This window comes from Peribacillus sp. NPDC097225 (assembly GCF_044761955.1).
In the GTDB taxonomy this organism is placed as follows: domain Bacteria; phylum Bacillota; class Bacilli; order Bacillales; family DSM-1321; genus Peribacillus.
The window spans coordinates 988,890-1,006,062 of sequence record NZ_JBIWDJ010000001.1 but is presented as its reverse complement, the minus strand read 5'-3'; the positions used below and the strand labels follow the sequence as shown (position 1 = coordinate 1,006,062).

The 17,173-nt window shown below is 39.8% G+C and carries 22 protein-coding genes and 1 pseudogene; 17 read left to right on the top strand and 6 right to left on the bottom strand.

Going from position 1 to position 17,173, the window contains the following annotated elements; genetic code table 11:
* The first annotated feature begins 6 nt into the window (after window positions 1–6).
* The 10 genes and pseudogenes from ACIQXH_RS05005 (at window position 7) to ACIQXH_RS04960 (ending at window position 8,681) form a co-directional block, all read left to right on the top strand.
* The gene (locus ACIQXH_RS05005; protein ID WP_403122375.1) at window positions 7–990 is read left to right on the top strand and encodes a ring-cleaving dioxygenase; all 984 of its coding nucleotides are present in this window, start codon (window positions 7–9) and stop codon (window positions 988–990) included.
* 137 nt (window positions 991–1,127) lie between these two features.
* Window positions 1,128–2,072 carry a ring-cleaving dioxygenase gene (locus ACIQXH_RS05000; RefSeq protein WP_403122372.1) on the top strand — a complete coding sequence of 315 codons (945 nt, stop codon included), beginning with the start codon at window positions 1,128–1,130 and terminating at the stop codon, window positions 2,070–2,072.
* A 21-nt stretch (window positions 2,073–2,093) separates the two neighbouring features.
* The gene (locus ACIQXH_RS04995; RefSeq protein WP_403122370.1) at window positions 2,094–2,699 is read left to right on the top strand and encodes an alpha/beta hydrolase; all 606 of its coding nucleotides are present in this window, start codon (window positions 2,094–2,096) and stop codon (window positions 2,697–2,699) included.
* A 345-nt stretch (window positions 2,700–3,044) separates the two neighbouring features.
* On the top strand, window positions 3,045–4,676 hold the full coding sequence (locus ACIQXH_RS04990) for a ribonuclease YeeF family protein (protein WP_403122367.1): 1,632 nt from the start codon (window positions 3,045–3,047) through the stop codon (window positions 4,674–4,676).
* Complete coding sequence (locus tag ACIQXH_RS04985; RefSeq protein WP_403122364.1) at window positions 4,673–5,191, top strand: SMI1/KNR4 family protein; 519 nt, start codon at window positions 4,673–4,675, stop codon at window positions 5,189–5,191. Before ACIQXH_RS04990 ends, ACIQXH_RS04985 begins: the two co-directional genes overlap by 4 nt.
* 89 nt (window positions 5,192–5,280) lie before the next feature.
* Window positions 5,281–5,689, top strand: a pseudogene (locus ACIQXH_RS04980) (Imm50 family immunity protein).
* An 83-nt stretch (window positions 5,690–5,772) separates the two neighbouring features.
* Window positions 5,773–6,222, top strand: coding sequence for a toxin-antitoxin system YwqK family antitoxin (locus ACIQXH_RS04975; RefSeq protein ID WP_402873928.1), 450 nt, complete (start codon window positions 5,773–5,775; stop codon window positions 6,220–6,222).
* An 877-nt stretch (window positions 6,223–7,099) separates the two neighbouring features.
* On the top strand, window positions 7,100–7,768 hold the full coding sequence (locus ACIQXH_RS04970) for a hypothetical protein (protein WP_403122361.1): 669 nt from the start codon (window positions 7,100–7,102) through the stop codon (window positions 7,766–7,768).
* Window position 7,769: 1 nt separating this feature from the next.
* On the top strand, window positions 7,770–8,309 hold the full coding sequence (locus ACIQXH_RS04965) for a DUF2247 family protein (RefSeq protein WP_402958025.1): 540 nt from the start codon (window positions 7,770–7,772) through the stop codon (window positions 8,307–8,309).
* Window positions 8,310–8,426: 117 nt separating this feature from the next.
* A complete protein-coding gene (locus ACIQXH_RS04960) occupies window positions 8,427–8,681 on the top strand; it encodes a sigma-G-dependent sporulation-specific acid-soluble spore protein CsgA (RefSeq protein WP_402873669.1) in 255 nt (84 codons plus the stop codon).
* Window positions 8,682–8,729: 48 nt separating this feature from the next.
* Here the strand turns inward: ACIQXH_RS04960 and ACIQXH_RS04955 are convergent, their stop codons facing one another.
* Window positions 8,730–9,404, bottom strand: coding sequence for a hypothetical protein (locus ACIQXH_RS04955; protein ID WP_402873672.1), 675 nt, complete (start codon window positions 9,402–9,404; stop codon window positions 8,730–8,732).
* A 135-nt stretch (window positions 9,405–9,539) separates the two neighbouring features.
* Between ACIQXH_RS04955 and ACIQXH_RS04950 the strand changes: the two genes are divergently transcribed.
* The 4 genes from ACIQXH_RS04950 (at window position 9,540) to ACIQXH_RS04935 (ending at window position 11,398) form a co-directional block, all read left to right on the top strand.
* Window positions 9,540–10,043 (top strand): hypothetical protein, encoded by a 504-nt coding sequence (locus ACIQXH_RS04950; protein ID WP_402873675.1) that lies wholly within the window; start codon window positions 9,540–9,542, stop codon window positions 10,041–10,043.
* Window positions 10,044–10,146: 103 nt separating this feature from the next.
* The gene (locus ACIQXH_RS04945) at window positions 10,147–10,683 is read left to right on the top strand and encodes a PadR family transcriptional regulator (RefSeq protein ID WP_402873677.1); all 537 of its coding nucleotides are present in this window, start codon (window positions 10,147–10,149) and stop codon (window positions 10,681–10,683) included.
* 241 nt (window positions 10,684–10,924) lie between these two features.
* Window positions 10,925–11,143: a DUF1659 domain-containing protein gene (locus tag ACIQXH_RS04940; RefSeq protein WP_402873680.1), complete on the top strand. Its 219-nt coding sequence runs from the start codon at window positions 10,925–10,927 to the stop codon at window positions 11,141–11,143.
* 36 nt (window positions 11,144–11,179) lie between these two features.
* Complete coding sequence (locus tag ACIQXH_RS04935; protein WP_402873702.1) at window positions 11,180–11,398, top strand: DUF2922 domain-containing protein; 219 nt, start codon at window positions 11,180–11,182, stop codon at window positions 11,396–11,398.
* Between the two features lie 507 nt (window positions 11,399–11,905).
* Here ACIQXH_RS04935 and ACIQXH_RS04930 read toward each other — a convergent pair.
* The 3 genes from ACIQXH_RS04930 to ACIQXH_RS04920 form a co-directional block, all read right to left on the bottom strand.
* Window positions 11,906–13,453 carry a polyamine aminopropyltransferase gene (locus tag ACIQXH_RS04930; protein ID WP_403122360.1) on the bottom strand — a complete coding sequence of 516 codons (1,548 nt, stop codon included), beginning with the start codon at window positions 13,451–13,453 and terminating at the stop codon, window positions 11,906–11,908.
* Between the two features lie 79 nt (window positions 13,454–13,532).
* Window positions 13,533–13,946 carry a DUF350 domain-containing protein gene (locus tag ACIQXH_RS04925; protein WP_402958021.1) on the bottom strand — a complete coding sequence of 138 codons (414 nt, stop codon included), beginning with the start codon at window positions 13,944–13,946 and terminating at the stop codon, window positions 13,533–13,535.
* 17 nt (window positions 13,947–13,963) lie between these two features.
* Complete coding sequence (locus ACIQXH_RS04920; RefSeq protein ID WP_402873692.1) at window positions 13,964–14,614, bottom strand: DUF4247 domain-containing protein; 651 nt, start codon at window positions 14,612–14,614, stop codon at window positions 13,964–13,966.
* A 205-nt stretch (window positions 14,615–14,819) separates the two neighbouring features.
* Here ACIQXH_RS04920 and ACIQXH_RS04915 point away from each other — a divergent pair, with 205 nt between their 5' ends.
* Window positions 14,820–15,326 (top strand): hypothetical protein, encoded by a 507-nt coding sequence (locus tag ACIQXH_RS04915; protein ID WP_402986839.1) that lies wholly within the window; start codon window positions 14,820–14,822, stop codon window positions 15,324–15,326.
* A 95-nt stretch (window positions 15,327–15,421) separates the two neighbouring features.
* Here the strand turns inward: ACIQXH_RS04915 and ACIQXH_RS04910 are convergent, their stop codons facing one another.
* A complete protein-coding gene (locus ACIQXH_RS04910) occupies window positions 15,422–15,841 on the bottom strand; it encodes a hypothetical protein (RefSeq protein WP_402958015.1) in 420 nt (139 codons plus the stop codon).
* A 97-nt stretch (window positions 15,842–15,938) separates the two neighbouring features.
* A complete protein-coding gene (locus ACIQXH_RS04905; RefSeq protein WP_402986837.1) occupies window positions 15,939–16,331 on the bottom strand; it encodes a thiol-disulfide oxidoreductase DCC family protein in 393 nt (130 codons plus the stop codon).
* 209 nt (window positions 16,332–16,540) lie between these two features.
* On the opposite strand from ACIQXH_RS04905, the gene ACIQXH_RS04900 reads away from it, so the two are divergent.
* Entirely contained in the window at window positions 16,541–16,759 is a 219-nt protein-coding gene (locus ACIQXH_RS04900; RefSeq protein ID WP_402986835.1) for a DUF1659 domain-containing protein, read from the top strand.
* A 35-nt stretch (window positions 16,760–16,794) separates the two neighbouring features.
* On the top strand, window positions 16,795–17,013 hold the full coding sequence (locus ACIQXH_RS04895) for a DUF2922 domain-containing protein (RefSeq protein ID WP_402873702.1): 219 nt from the start codon (window positions 16,795–16,797) through the stop codon (window positions 17,011–17,013).
* Window positions 17,014–17,173: the final 160 nt, after the last annotated feature.

Genomic DNA, 17,173 nt, shown 5'->3' with positions numbered 1-17,173 from the left:
AAGTTGATGAATCACATTAAAGGAATTCACCATGTAACAGCCATAACAAGCAGTGCAGAAAAAAACTATGAGTTTTTCACATTCGTATTGGGCATGCGTTTGGTCAAGAAGACGGTAAACCAAGATGATATTCAAACCTATCACTTATTCTTTGCGGATGACAAAGGAAGTGCTGGGACGGATATGACATTCTTCGATTTTCCAGGTATTCCAAAAGGAACGCATGGTACGAATGAGATTTTCAAAACGGGATTCCGAGTACCGACAGATGCCGCTCTCGAATATTGGGTCAAACGTTTTGACAAGCTACAAGTGAAACATACAGGCATTCAAGATCTTTTCGGGAAAAAGTCTTTATCATTCGTTGATTTCGACGATCAACAGTATCAATTCGTATCAGACGAGTTGAATGAGGGAGTGGCTTCGGGCACACCATGGCAAAAGGGGCCGATCCCACTCGAGTTTGGGATTACAGGATTGGGACCGATTCATGTACGGGTTGACCAATTTGACTATTTTAAAGAAGTGCTGGAGAAAGTCATGGCATTCCGTGAAATCGCCAAAGAAGGGTCGCTTCATTTATTTGAAGTCGGTGAAGGGGGAAACGGGGCACAAGTCATCGTCGAACATAATACGGTCTTGCCACGTGGACGCCAAGGCTTCGGTACGGTGCACCATGCAGCCTTCCGCGTGGAAGATACAAGTGTATTGAAGGAATGGATCGACCGTATGGAAAGTTTCGGATTCAGTACTTCCGGCTATGTGGACCGTTTCTTCTTTGAATCGCTTTATGCACGCGTCGCACCTGGCATCCTGTTTGAATGGGCAACAGACGGTCCAGGATTCATGGGCGATGAGCCATATGAAACGGTGGGTGAAATTCTTTCATTGCCGCCATTTTTAGAACCAAAACGGGAACAAATCGAGAAGATGGTCCGCCCAATCGATACGGTTCGCAGTACGATGAAGATTGAGAAAGAATACTTGTAAGCAGTTCCGTTCACACCATGTGCACGGAGTACGTGTACATGGTTTGTTTTAAAAAAGAAGAATGTTGAGCAAATGGGTTAAATCAATTTGTTTGAACTATGTGCTCAGCATTCATCTAAAATAGGGAGGAAACGAAGATGAAAAAACAGACGGCAGGGATTCACCATATCAGTGCCATTGTCGGCCATCCGCAGGAAAACATCGATTTTTATTCAGGTGTACTGGGTTTACGCTTGGTGAAGCAAACGGTGAACTTCGATGACCCTGGCACATATCATTTATACTTCGGTGACGAAGGGGGAAATCCGGGGACCATCATTACCTTTTTCCCTTGGCCAAACGCTCGTCAGGGGCGGATTGGCGATGGACAAGTGGGTGTGACGTCATATGTCGTGCCAACAGGAGCACTTGATTTTTGGGAAAAACGGTTACGGAAATATGATGTGGAGTTTGAAAAAGTGAAGCGCTTCGGTGAAACATATTTACAATTTGACGATCCGCATGGCCTTCACCTTGAACTCGTCGCTCGTGAAGCGGGTGAAGAGAATGCATGGTCAGTTGATGACGTGACAAGGGAAGTGGCGATAAAAGGATTTGGAGGCGCGACCCTTTATTCAAGCGCACCAGATGAAACGGCCGCTACATTGACGGATGTGCTAGGTCTGGAAATGATGGGTGTAGAAGGCGATTATACACGGTTCAGAGCTCTAGCTGATATCGGCAATATCATCGATTTGAAAATGGTAACAGGGGATCGAGGTACAATAGGTGCCGGTACGGTGCACCATATCGCATGGCGTGCGAACGACAAAGCCGACCACTTGGAATGGCAAGAGTATGCAATGAATCATGGGCAGCACGTGACCGAAGTGAAGGATCGTAACTACTTCGATGCGATTTATTTCCGTGAATCAGGAAAGATCTTATTCGAAATCGCGACAGACCCGCCAGGATTCGCGATTGACGAAAGTCCTGAAACGATGGGGACGAAACTTATGTTGCCGCCACAATTCGAGCAGCAACGTGAGCATCTCGTTCAATCACTGATTCCCATTCAAGTACCACCCAATAAAGTGAGATGATAAGGAAAGGGAGAATATAGAATGAAACATATCTTTAAGCCAGGAACGAATCCGAATAAACCAGTCTTATTGCTTTTACATGGAACGGGCGGGAATGAAAATGATTTGCTTCCGCTAGCTGACATCGTGGATCCAGAAGCTTCTATACTAAGTGTAAGAGGGAATGTATCGGAAAACGGGATGCCCCGATTCTTTAGACGTTTGGCGGAGGGGATATTTGACGAAGAGGATTTGATTTTCCGTACGAATGAACTGAATAGCTTCCTGGATGAAGCGTCCACTACCTATGCATTTGATCGTCAAAATATCATTGCAATTGGGTATTCAAATGGAGCGAACATCGCGGCGAGCCTATTATTCCACTTTAAAGATGCCTTAAAGGGTGCGATTTTGCATCATCCGATGGTGCCAAGACGTGGAATCGCTTTACCTGATTTAACAGGTACAAACGTGTTCATCGCAGCCGGAGTCAATGACCCGATTTGTCCACAGCAAGAATCCATCGACCTTAAAGAATTACTAGAAGCGGCACATGCCTCGGTAGATGTACAATGGGAGAACCATGGACATCAATTAACGATGAATGAAGTGAATGCCGCGAAACAGTGGTATCAAGAAAAATACTAATCAATGATCAATCAAGAAATCCACCTACAATTTGTATGGTGGATTTTTTGTGTTATCAAACCATTTTGGCCCATTCATTACCCTCTATTACTATCTGAAATTATATGAGGAGAGGGTATAAAGTCTTAGTGGTATTCGTGGATAGATGAGGATTATATCCTGGTCAATCGGATAATTAGCATATTTATCCCTATTTATCTCCCTGACTATCTTCCTTATAATTATATAATATGAAAAATATACCAATCATAATGAGGTGTTTCTTTTGGAGATAGAACAGGAGAAAGCTCAGATTTATTTTTTGAAAAGCACCGTCCCCCTTTTCCTAAAGAGGGATGAGCGATTATGACGATTTTTGAAGCGAAACCCTTGAAGTCGGCAGTCGAGTCACGGGCCAAGCAATATGAAGACCTGAAAGGGCAAGTAGAGACACTGAAAAAGGAATTTCAGGGAATCATCGATTTGGATGAAGAGCTGGCCGGAGCCGGGGCGACGGCCATCAAGAACTTTTACCGGGCACAAGTAGAGGTGGCCAATGCCTGGATTGAATTATTCACGACCCAAATCAGCTTTCTGAAAGGCATTCCGGCCATATTGGAAGACGCCGACCTATCCGGTGAGACTGTGGTTGAGGTGCCGTTTTTAGAGGGGGAAGTGACCCACGGTCTCTCCAACGCCAAATCGATGGTGAACCAGCAGTCCACCGATCTCCAAAAGATTTTCCAGAACATTGATGATATCCTTCCACTAAAGGTGTTCGATCAAGAGGATTTCCATGAGAAAATGGAAAAGGCGGAAAAAGAAAAGAACGATACCATCAAGAAAGTGCAGGAAGTAGATAATAAATTAGTAGAAGAATACCAAGTGAGCGAAGCCCAGGAAAGCGTTGCCGTTGGTCTTTTGCAAGCCTTACTTGAAGCCACCAGTCAGGATGGTACCGTTTCCCCGATGAACTTCAACCAAAGTGCCTTTCAAGCGAGTCAAGCTTATCAAGTGAAGGGTGAAGTGGCCGAGAACATGCAAGGATACCGGGACTTCAAGCAGCAAGAAGAGGAAGCGCGGAAACTCGAACAGGAAATGGAAGAACTCGAGAACCGCCCTTGGTATGAAAAAGCCTGGGACACGACAAAAACCTTTACAGGGGAAATCACGGGGTATTATGATTCAGTAAGAGCAACAACGGGAGTCGATCCCGTCACAGGTCGTAAACTTTCCGAAGCCGAACGAATCGCCGCGGGCGCGATGGCCGCTGCCGGATTCATCCCCATCGTTGGTTGGGCTGGGCGTGCTGTCAAAGGCGGAAGTGCGATTTATAAAACAGCCAAAACAATGAATGCTGCAGAGCATGCAATGAGCGCCTATAAAACAGCTGATTCAATGAAATGGATGGCTCAAGCCGAAAAAGGAATCTATGGTCTAACCAGTGCGAATGAAGCAAATGCCTATTTAACCGGAAAGGACCTCTTAGGCAATGAATATTCCGGAGGAGAACAAGGTTTCACCCTCGCAGGTATAATTGGCATGGGTAGTGTCATGAAGAATGGTATGAAATTAAATGGACCTAACTCACGTATATTAAATAATGATACGAATACTGGCCCAGTAGAGGTTAAAGCTCCTCCAGGTGCTTCTGCAGAACAAATAGCTCAAGTTAAGGCTTATGTTGAGGGTTCAAATAAGGCTTTACAAGATGGAGCTTTGTCACCTACTGGAAGGATATCAACTAAAGGAAAATTAAGACAGGATGCGTCCAGATCCGCAAGATTAGAAGGGAAGAGAGCCGCGGAGAGTGGGACTCCATATAAAGGTCATGTAGGTCATGTTCCTGACACAACTTGGGGAGGAAAACCTGACCCACATAGTTGGTTAGATCTTGACCCTAAAGTTAATACGAGTCTTGGAGGACAAGCGAAAAAATATCCTATAGGTTATAGACCTACAGAATTTAAGTTTGTTAAGGAGGATTTAGACGAATGAATAATTGGACAGAAAAAATAACGGCAATGGTTATAGTAAAACAGGAAATTATGAAACAAGATGTGAAACAAATTTGGCCACACCATTTTCCGGAGGTGGCGACAACTGAAGAACAGATAGCTAAACTTGAAATGGAAATAGGATTTAAACTCGATTCCATTTATCGAGATTTCCTGAAATATGCAAATGGATGGAAGGGATTTTACCAGACAGTTGATTTATTTGGGACAGAGCAACTAAAGAAATCTAAGGCTATGGATTATGCAAATTCATTATTAAATTCAATAGAAGAAGACGTTATAAAAGAAAGTGGTTTTCTTAGAAATCAGTTGTTACCTATTGCCGCGACCGAATATGATAAGGATTTATTTGTTATAGGTTTACCCCATTCACAATATCCAGGAAAAGTAATTTGGTTTGCTGGGGAAGAGATTGATAGATATGAAAATTTTAATGAATATTTTTTAGCGATGATTGATTATAATCGAGAAGAAATAGTTGCTTTAAAAAGCTAGTTTGTTGCTGATTTTATAAAAATAGCGGTAAATACAATTCGAATGGTTAAAATCAACATTTTATAGTCGTTCAGAAGAGGGTGGAACTTATGATGATGGAAGAGAAATTCATGAATCCTCAAGCATTGACTAGTATATTTGGAAATATACCTGTATTCGAAGGTGCAGAGCTATTAGATATTCAGCTTATAAGAGATGGCCCCATTTTATTTATGACTTTAATGACGTATGACTTTAATGACGAAAGAAGAAGTTAAAACTAAGCCAAAGCGTTGGGACCACTGGGACGTGGTTTATATTCAACTATCATTTTTAACTATTAGTAACTTAGATATAAAAGGGTGGGGCAATGATAATATAATTTCTCGATTTGATCTTTCAGGTAAGATGGAGAATAATTATTTAGAAATAAAAGGGAATAATGGGTTGAGAATAAATACGAATTTGGAATGGGTAAATGTAGAAAAGGTTACTCCTGGCTTAATAGGGTTACCGTAAAAATTCTTAGAAATTAAAAAAAGATAAAATGAAAGTTGTAAATGAACATTGGGCTCCTGAGGTGAGAAAAAATAGGAAATAAGATAGATATTTTAGATAAGAAATATGTACTTGAACATGGAACGGATTTTGATGAGAAACTTTGGTTCACTTCATATAGTGATGAAGTTTTAGATAATCCTGAAGACGAGGGAGGAAAACCTTTTAATGGGCTAGCCTACGAGTTATATGAGAACGGAGAATTGGCTTATTATAGTTATTATAACGAAGGATTTTTAGAAGGTGATTTTGTTAGATTTCACAACAATGGCAAGGTGAAGTCCATAGATTATATGATTAAAGGACAAACTAGGGGGTTAAGGAGAATGTGGTACGAAAGCGGCGAAAAAAAATATGAGGGTGAATATAAATTTGGTGTTTGTTTAAGGTATACCGAATGGGATAAAGAAGGGGAGATAATTAAACAAAAATTTTCACCAACAGAAGAAGAATTAGCCCTTATTGATCGATTCTCCAATATGGGAAAAAACTGAAAAGCACATTGTAGTAGCTTTTCGCAATGAAAATATTATTCTAACGTATATCAACAGAGCTGTAGATTATTTTAAAGGTGCTTGAATAGTAAGCGTTATTATCCTTTAGGTTCACGTGAAATGACAAAGATAAAGTGGTTGGCTTAACTAAACCCGAACAATGACACTCATATAAAAGTGACTCGTTGTTCGGTTTTTTCTATATAAAAAGATCTTTGGAAATCCAATTTATGTATAATGGGAATGATAGATTTTTGAAATTTATAAACAATGTAACGGACTCTAGAGTTGTATTAGTATGAGACTCGACACAAGAGCTAGGGTTAAAATATTACTAGTTTTCCGATGATCAAATAAAGGTTGTGGTGACTTTGAATGATGAATTAAAACTTGAAACCTTTAAGTATTTTCTTGAATGCTATTTCAACGCAAGTGTTAACTATGATGAGTTAACTGACCAAATAAAACACTTTAATTCGTTCGAAAATACTAAATATCATCAAAAACTCAGAGATGAGCTAAACTTAATAGAGCAACTAAATAACTGGGAACATGTACAGGAATTCGTTAAAAGATATGGCATGAGGAAAATGAATGAAGAGAGACTAAAATGGTTGATCCACAGTATTTCTGAGGATTTATTATAAAATTAATCGCATTCTTCTGGCAATTTTACTAGTTTAAATTATAAAAAGTTTAAAGCTTTATCTTAAAACTGAGCTGTAGAGGAAAGATTTCTGTAGTGCAAGCGTTTATGTTCATCTGAAGTGATTAATACTCAATTAAGAGAGTTTAATATTCAAATTGTATATCAGTCTTCAGGAAATAAAGAAATCTTTTAGGGGGAACTGGATAAGGAACAAAAAGGGGAATGGCAATGATTTGGAATGACCAATTAAATAAAGAAAATCTATGGAAGGGTTGTATGGTAGCAATGATAGCGCATGCTATTATGGTAGCCCGATATCCTGAATTATCATATGAACATTCCTGGGATGGTTCGAATGATAGCATGATAGATGGTTCAGGGGGGCGGGGGACTCTGACTTTTACTGAAAAGCATATCGTGGCAGCTTTTCGCAATGAAAATATTATTCGAACAGATATCAACAGAGCTGTAGATTATTTTAAAGGTGCTTCCCAAGAAATTATTGAGTTGGCAGAAAATGAGGCTCTTCAATATCTATTGATGGAGGGAGATGATGGGAAAACTATACCTTCTATTACTACCGCATTTTGGGGGGATATTAATAGCGTATCATCGAATGATACGATAGTGAAATTCGTACAAAGTGGTGGTTATCTTATTGAAAATCAGTTATTGGATTACACATCAGCAATAGATGCCTGGCGTGAATATTACAAGATGTCAAAAGATCAAATCAAGTTATTAGAATCTTTATACAAGAGGAAGGTTGAAAGGAAAGAGAGTAATATTGTCTTAACTAGAAATGAAATTAAAGTTCTAGGAACAGATGATATAGAAGGATTAAGAGAGAGCCAAAACTCATTTGAAGAAATAGGGATAATGTTTAAGGGTGATTAGAATGAACTTTTCTGTAGATATTTTCAAGCAAAACAAAATTAATTACGATTGGAGAACATTATATATAGGATTAAAATTAGATGTAATAAAATATAGTGACATAACTGATTATGCAGTCGAATATTTAACTAACTATCCAGACACTAGCAATCAAAACATTATTCAGCTTGCTTGGGGTGGAGATGAATTAGATTACGAGAGCTTATTGGAAACTATATTGAAAGAGTCAGATATCAGTGATTTGGACTTAGACTCCCGACGTTCCCATCTTGAAAAAAGAAAATGGAGATTTGGCATACTTGATTCTTTAAAAATGAGATATCAAGATGATTTTGAGGAGTTATTAAACAAGGTTGCTGAAGTGTATGCCGACTTTGATTATCCAAAAGACATGGAGAGCTTTATTCATTATCTGGCTCCTAAAGACGGATTTAATCCTTCTCAATACTCGAAAGAAGAGAATGAAGTTAGATTAATTAACTTATTTACTGTCTTTCTAAACCAAGAAAAACAATACTTACAAAATGATATTGCCATTTAGGACTTTGACTGATAGAAAAGCACAAGTTAAGCTCAATACCCTCCAAATTCCTGTATAGATTTCCCTGCTCCTGGACAATCTAGTTTAGATTACTAATCCAGGAGAGGAGTGGTTTGGATGGACCGCACGATTGGTTACTTACGTGAGATCTTGTCTAATTATACGGATCAGCACCCGGAGGCACAGCACATTTACGATAAGATTAAACATGGTCAGTTCCATTCGGAGAAGGAGCTCGTTCGTGAGCTTACTGGAAAGGAATCAGAACTTCTTAACCGAATTCTTCCTAAGGAAATGGCGCATGCAAAAGAGGCGATGGATTCCGAACGTTATACGCAATTAAATGAAGTGTATGAACAACTGATTATGTGAGAAAAAACCTTGTCCATGTTGCTCACCGGACAAGGTTTTCTTATTAGCCTATTCATCCATGCTAGTCAGAGAATCCATATGACTCGCAATCATCGAGATGATGGTACCAGCTTCTTCTTTACTGAACATGAAGTTCGTTTCATCTCTTAAAATAATATCGTCTTCTTCTGTCCAGATCCGATTGACCCGTCTCAGCAGTCCATCACCTGTTTCCTGGACGATTCCGAATTGATAGGTGACCTCTACTTCGTTTTCTTTTATATAAGCCGTCACTTCTGGCGTTTCCCATTCAACATCGATTTCGAATACCTCAGAATCATCGTTTCCTGTTGAAGGATAGGACATGGAGCCTGACACGATTTCCAACCCATTATTGTCGTCATCGAGTTCATAGTCGTATTCGTCGTCGTCCCCTTCTATGTAAGCATGGAAGGTTTCATGGACGGCCTCCACGATATCTTCAATATCAGGTAATAGCACCTTGCTTATTTGCCCAAAATCGATGTCGAAGGATTCCATATAAAATTCTTCACTTTTCGGATCGAAAAACAGGGCGCAAAAATTCTCCTGCTCATCTTCATCTAATTCTGTATAAAATTCGATGCGTGGATGTTTTGCTCCTCGCTCCACGGTCATGCTGCCAATCCGATCGTATTTATCACAAATCGATTGAAGATGGTCCTGCAATTCCCCACATACTCTGTCAAACCATTCTAATGACATTTCATCCACATCCTTTCGCTCCTTATTGTTTACCAAAATACGAAATACACTCTCGTCCAAAATATGTATTTTTAAAGGGGGATAACTCTACCATTACGAATACTATTTGAAATGACCCGATAGGAGGGTGTGCTATTGTCAGCGTTCAAAAAAATCATGATGGGATTCCTTGGTATAAGTCTCCTTGCTGCATGTGAGGACCAACAACCATTCAATGACGATAAGGAAGCGGTACATGCAGAAAAAGAAGTCGGGGATGCCAAAACGGGGAACGATGAACCTTTGTATGAAGCCTATAAATATAATGGAAGACACTTATATGGAGGGTGGATATCAGAAGGAACCTATCTTCTCATTTTAAGGGACCCCATCAGTACCTATACCATGCAAAGGATAACGAGAGATGATTATGAAGAGGTACGACATTTTGAAATAGTCAAACCCATTGACAATACCATGACAGGTGTACTTTATAATGAAGAACATCGGAATCGGACGACTACGTTCACACTAAAACTTAACGACGACCATACGAAACTGACGATTACCATGCCGGATGAGCCTCCTGTTACATACAAACAAACCGTAATGGAGCCAAACGAATTTAATCCTACTTACGAATGGGGATTTGAGGAATAAGCCGTTTCTGACGATCTGAAAAGTGAAAGTCGAAATCCCTACAGAATATATAGCGTAAATTTGTTAAACTATAGACAAGTGACGACTGAAGGGGAGTTTTGACGTGTCGATTCAGATTTATATCTTAGGGAAATTGGCTGAAGAGAATAGTTATCCATATAAGTTGAAAAAGCAATTATCCGAACCAATTCCTATTGATAAATTTACGGGGATAAGCGAAAGTAAATTATATTATCATTTTGATAAGTTAGCGGATATGGGGTTTATCCGTGCTGTGGAAACCATTAAGGAAGAGAACAGGCCAGACAAGCATGTCTATCAAATTACAGATCCGGGACGAGAAGAATTAAACAAGCGGATTTACCAAACGTTTGAAAAGGCCACTGAAATAAATGAAATGTATATTGCCCTTTCCTATATCAAGCACGTGAAGGTAGAGAAAGTGCTCACGATATTAGAGGAGAAAATTGAAAAACAGCGTAAGACTTGGGAAACCTACACAAGCTTCAGCCACGAAATTGATGAAAATGCTGAGAACTATTGGGGAGTTAAGTTTATTCAGGAGCATGCACACAGTCGGGCGCAGCACAACGCCGAATGGCTGGAAGAACTTAGAGCACGCATAAAAGAACGGGCATGACTTCATGAACAGCTCACGCTTTGAAAGCATGATGCTTTAGTTTTGAAAAAATAATCTACCCATGCAAGACATAAAGGTTGAATGGTAAGTAAGTTCTATCAGGATAATCATAGGTGATTTCTAGTGGAGACAGTGTAAATGCTGTCTCCTTTTTTATTGAGATTTTCTAAAATATATTTCCACTGCGATGCTACTTTTCCCGCGAAAAAGTTTATATAGAGTATGAAAGGGGGTGAGCGACATGGCAAACCAAATCAAATTATCGACAACTTTACGATTGGATTTTGAAACGGGCCTCAATGAAAAAGGGGAGATCGTTTTTAAACGTAAGTCCTTTTCTAACATTAAAACGGATGCATTGGTCGATCAATTATCGGCGACAGCCAAGGCCATTGCGAGTGTGCAGAATTATCCGATGGGTGAAGTGAACCGCGTCGATACGAACGCTATCATCGGGTAAGAGATGTAATGTCGGAAAACAAGGGAGGTGACAGGTATGGCTAAAGCATTGGAAATGATCTTCGTAACCGAAGAAGGAAAGTCGTCGACGATTTCTGTGGATAATCCAAAGGAACCGGTGGACGTGAATCAAGTTAAGCAAGCGATGCAACAAATCATCGCGCAAAATGTTTTCATCACCTCATCAGGAGATTTCGTTAGCATCAAGGGAGCACGCGTGGTCGAGCGTAATGTCGAGGATGTCGAAGTACTTTAAAATCAGTAACGGTTGAATTACCTCTTCTGACGGTCGAATTATCCGTCGTAACGGTTGAATTAATGCCCATAATGGTTGAATTAATCGCCACAATGGTCGAATTAGGCTCATTTTTGAAGGGATGGTCCTTCAAAGATGAGCTTTTTGTTCGTACATGCTCTATTTCCTAACACAATCCAAAGTGTAACAGCTTGATTAAGGTTAAAAGTGAGATATATCACTGCAATTGAGCCCGACTACCAACCACTTATGGCGATAGTCCACGTCCTAGCAGTAAAAAGACGGAAGGCATGATCTGCTTTCCATCTCGTTCATTTTTAATCAGAGCCAGTCTTTAACATAAGCAACTAGCCCAACTACCGCACCTATTCCCATTCCAAAGAAAACAGGAAGAACAAGACTGGATTTATTTACCAACTTAGGCCTATCCAATAAAATACCTCCTCTGTAAATAATTTATAATAGATAGTACGGAAAGAGTGAGGAAAAGTTTCAACTTTCTTGTTGTTAATAATAATCCCAAGCTCTTTCATATAAGTCGAGAAGGTCGGGTCTATTTAATGAATTAACGGGGATCTCAAAATGCTTACCCTTGATGGTTATATCTTGATCTTCATCTTTGCCGAAGTAAAAGAGAGATGGAATCAGTTCATCCCCAAGATAGGTAGTTTCCACTTTTAGTTCAGCAGTTTCAATATCAAACTTTTCCCTGGAGGCTAATGTGAAACCCCAATTACCAAACGAAGGAATATCTAAATGATAATTATCCACATATAACCCTGTCGATTTCACGGTGTTACTGATCGTCCAGAAAGCCGCTGTAGCAAATACAGGGGAAGTCGATTGAATAGAAGTAAAGCCAGTTGGTGTCAGGTGGTTCCTAACTAAGCTATAGAATTCCCACGTATAGAGTTTATTCAAGGACTCGTTATTCGGATCTGGTAAATCTACAAGGATGACATCATATACGTCATCGGCATTCTTCAAATAACTAAAGGCATCTTCATTAATAATATGAACTTTTTTAGAGTGAAAGGAGTTTTGATTCAACTTCGTCAAAAGTGGGTTCTCTTTGGAAAGGGTCGTCATTTCAGGATCCAAGTCTACCAGGGTAATGTTTTGAATCTCTTTATACTTCAATAATTCCCTTGTCGCCAACCCATCACCACCACCAAGGACCAGTACATTCGTTTTCTTGTCGGAAAGCGACATTGGAATATGAACCAGCGCTTCGTGGTATCGATGTTCATCTGATTCAGCGAACTGAAGCTGTCCATTTTGGTATAAACGTAAATCTCCTGTATCTTTCGTCATGATAATCTTCTGGTATTTCGTATCTTTGGAAAAAACGATGGGGTCTCTATAAAGTTTCTGCTCCAATGTATGGGCATACTGTTCCCCATATAAAAAACCTAAGCCAATCACGATGGTTAATAAGATCCCCGTCAGTCTGATATACGTTTGTTGAATCTCTTTTTTAAATGCAAAGCTTATCCAGAGGGCCACGATGATATTGATAAAAGCGATAAAAAATCCGGTCTTGATCAGTCCCAGCATCGGTTTTAGCCAAAAAGCAAAAGCCACGGTCCCCAATAGACTACCAACATAGTCCCATCCCAGTACATTAGCAGTCGATTCCTTTAAGTCGGCATCAATTTCTTCGGATTTCCGAATAAGTAGGGGCACTTCCAATCCTGTAAGATAACCGGTGATAATGATGATGGCAAATAAAAAGACCTTGGATGTCCCATCCCCGAAATTTGCTTGTATGTAAAAAACAGAGAAGATGGAGAAACCACCGATTAAGGCAATCAAATATTCCGTTATCACGAATTTGGACATCAAGTGGCGATGGAATTTACCGCTATGCATGGCCCCAATGCCCATCCCGCTCAAAAACAAGCCAATGGTTAAACAATAGAATAATGTGGAATCCCCGAAAAGATAGCCACCAGCGGCTCCATATAGTACCTGGTACACAATCCCACATATAGAAACAATCCCGGAAGACGTGAAGATTCTTCTTTTTTGAATGTGGCTTGCTCTTTCTGACATACTGTTCTCTCCTTCACAATCTATAATGATCCATCAAAAAAGAACCTGAAAGAACTCAGATTCTTCATGTTAGTCCGTCTTATGAAATGGCACCTGAAATGATAAAGGCGATAGCGAGGGATATAGCGGCTGCAATGATTCCAACCGATACTTTCCCTTTTTCAATCTCTTTTCTCACATCTAATTTCGGTGTAGCGATCTCAAATATAAAATAACCGATCATCATCAAGATAAAGCCGATGATGCCCCATATTGCGGCACCCAGTAAGGAATTATTTGTGTCAACGGCAGTACTCATGATATAGGTGATACCCAAGATTTTCCCCGCAAACTGAATAGCGACCGCACTGTTCCCGTTTCTGATCAGTTCAAAATCATTGTACGGTGTGATTTTTTCGAAAATCCACATACAAACAATGGATACTACACCCAATACCAAAAAGTAATAGATTGTTAGTAACACTTCCTGTACGTCTATAATGTTTTCAAACATTTCTTATATCCTCCTTGTCATTTCCCGGTCCCCGGACCGCCACCACGTACAACATCACCATTTCGAATGCTGTCCGGATCTGATGATTTTTTCACATTGCCTGTCCCTCTATAACCGCTACCCGTGTATGAAGATCCGGATTCGTCTCCCTCTTCATCCTCCATCAAAGAATTAGTGGGGATACTAGTGGAGTTATGATTTCTAAACGCGTTAACATAACCCTTATAGCCCAGCCGTTTCTTTAATGTTTTCGAGTCTACTTGATTCCAGCCATACAAAGTGGTAGCCACACTTAAAACGCCGAGTGTTTCCATAAGAGGAAAGTCATAGCTATTTTCGGCAAAATCCTCTTCGACGACTTCAATGATCGTATTAGCTGGGTTTAGTTCATCTTTCATAATATGTATGACTTCATCTGTTGAGTCTTCTGGATAGAGGAGAAACATCTCTTCCTCACTGCTTACTGAAGCATGATCGGGTTCTGTGTCCGTCCGGATCTCACTAGCAACCTCTGAAACACTTTTACTATAAGCCTGATAAACCGTTCCATGATCCCCTAAGTCATTTTCAATCGTATCAATTTCTTGATATTGAGAAGAAATAAAGGAATTTCCACAAGCAGCTAAAAATACAGATAACGAAGTAAGTATGACGGCCATTTTCTTCATGACTTTCCTCCTTGATTGTTGTCTTTAATATAATAGTATATTTTAGTGAAAAATTGTAAAAAATAATAAATGGGAAGATGTAGGCATCGTTTTTTTTTAGCGTATTGGTTGTAAATTAGTTCCTTTTTATGGTAAATAAAAGAGAGGAATTATAATCAATAGATAATAAAGATACCCGTTGAGAAATGGAATAGGGGGATAAGATGTGCATAGGTGTAAAAGAGTAATGATTGGATGGCTGATGATAGGTAGCCTTGTTGCATGTGAAGAACCAGCCATCCAAGAAGGAAAGTTCCAAGTGCAAGAAACAAAAGAGGGGAAAGACTTAGTGGAAACGAGCGATGTTCCTTCTTATAAGACCCCTAAGTATTTTGGTAGCCAATTGTACAATTATTGGATATCGAATGACACGTACCTTATTATCATGAGGGATGAAATCAGTACGTATACCCTTCAGAGAATCACAAAAAACGAGATTGATCCACTTAGGCATTTTGAAATCGTGAATCCGACTGGTTCCACAATCACGGGTATCCTATATAATGAAGAAAATCGAAATCGCACTACCCTTTTCACTTTGAAATTAAGCGAAGATAAAAGGAAACTAACCATTACGATGCCAAATGAAAAGCCGATTACGTACAAAGAAACGGACCTGGAACCGAATGAATTTAACCCTCGTTTTATTTGGGAAGACATTAAGTTTGAGTAAGTAAGTGTTTTAACGTTTAATAGAATGCGGCTGGCTTGACTTTAGTGCAAAAAGTGCAAGATAAAGTCTGAAATCATTTACTGACAAGAGGCGGCCTAATCACAACTCTTCTCGAAATGTTTCCCTTCACTGGGGCTTTTTCCTTCTGGTGGCGACCAAGAGCCTTGGCACAACTCATTGCTCAAGGAATATGAATACGTCCACCCTTTTTCGTTTTCAAATTCTACATTTACGTGATACGGATTATAGTTTCTCCCAATGTCCCTACTGAATTGCCATCTTTGATTCGGATATTTGTCCTCAAGATAGTGGTTGAGTTGTTCAGTCTTCTTGGATACTTGATAATCAACCCAATAGGGGCGAATAACAAAGAATGCAAGCACGAATACGGTAATGGAAGAGGCCATTAGTAAACTCAATTTCCTGATCTTTTGTGGCAATAATAAGGCAGTGGCATACAGCATAACTACAAAAATAGTAGACCCTATAATTTCTAATACTGTTTGTGGATACAAGGGAAATCACTCCTTCAAGGAACTATTATTTTGTGGGAAATCATTGAATATATAAAAAAGACGAAAAAGCACCTTTGCTTTTCGTCTTTTTTTTCATTTATAAGAAACGCTTCCTGATACTTGGTGAAGGCAACATGCAGCTTTCTTCCTTTTTCCCGAACCATTTATAACGGTTTTTGGCAATGAAATCATAAGCGGTGTTCCGAATGAAACGTGGGACAATGACCAAGCTATAAAACAGCTTCCAAGCGCCTTTCAAATGGCTACATATCCTTAGTGCTGCAGTCGATTTATAGTAGGCCTTGCCATTCTCAAGCAAGACGATGCTATCGATATTCCCGGGAACCTGATACTTCTTCTGCAACTCTTGTCCAGTTGGACTTTGAAGGGAAGCAAAACGAAACAGCCCCTTCGGATCGCGCTTTATGATGAATTGGACACTCGAATCGCAAAAGTTACATTCACCATCAAATAAGATGACAGGATTCATGAACTTTCCTCCTCAAAAGAGACGTGTAGAGAAAGCCTCATCCTTTCTCTACCCACATTACTGTGATGGAAACGTCTTAGGTTTTCGATGTTCTTTCTTTTATTTTACATGATTTATTCCATATTTACGCATTTTATGAAAAAGTTTTACCCGCCATGCTACTTTTCCCGCGAAAAAGTTTATATAGAGTATGAAAGGGGGTGAGCGACATGGCAAACCAAATCAAATTATCGACAACGTTACGATTGGATTTTGAAACGGGCCTCAATGAAAAAGGCGAGATCGTTTTTAAACGTAAATCCTTTTCTAACATTAAAACGAATGCACTGGTCGATCAATTATCGGCGACAGCCAAGGCCATTGCGAGTGTGCAGAATTATCCGATGGGTGAAGTGAACCGCGTGGATACGAACGCCATCATCGGGTAAGTGATGTGAGGTCGGAAAACGGGGAGGTGACAGGTATGGCTAAAGCATTGGAAATGATCTTCGTAACAGAAGAAGGAAAGTCGTCAACGATTTCTGTGGATAATCCAAAGGAACCGGTGGACGTGAATCAAGTGAAGCAAGCGATGCAGCAAATCATCGCGCAAAATGTTTTCATCACCTCTTCAGGAGATTTCGTTAGCATCAAGGGAGCACGCGTGGTCGAGCGTAATGTCGAGGACGTTGAAGTGCTTTAAAATTAGTAACGGTCGAATTATCCGTCTTAACGGTTGAATTAATGCCCATAATGGTCGAATTATTTTCTAATGTGGTTGAATTCTTGGTGATTCAACTCCATTCCGAGGCAGGCTCATCTTGAAGGACAAGTCCGGAAGCGGTGAGCCTGTCCTTTTTGAT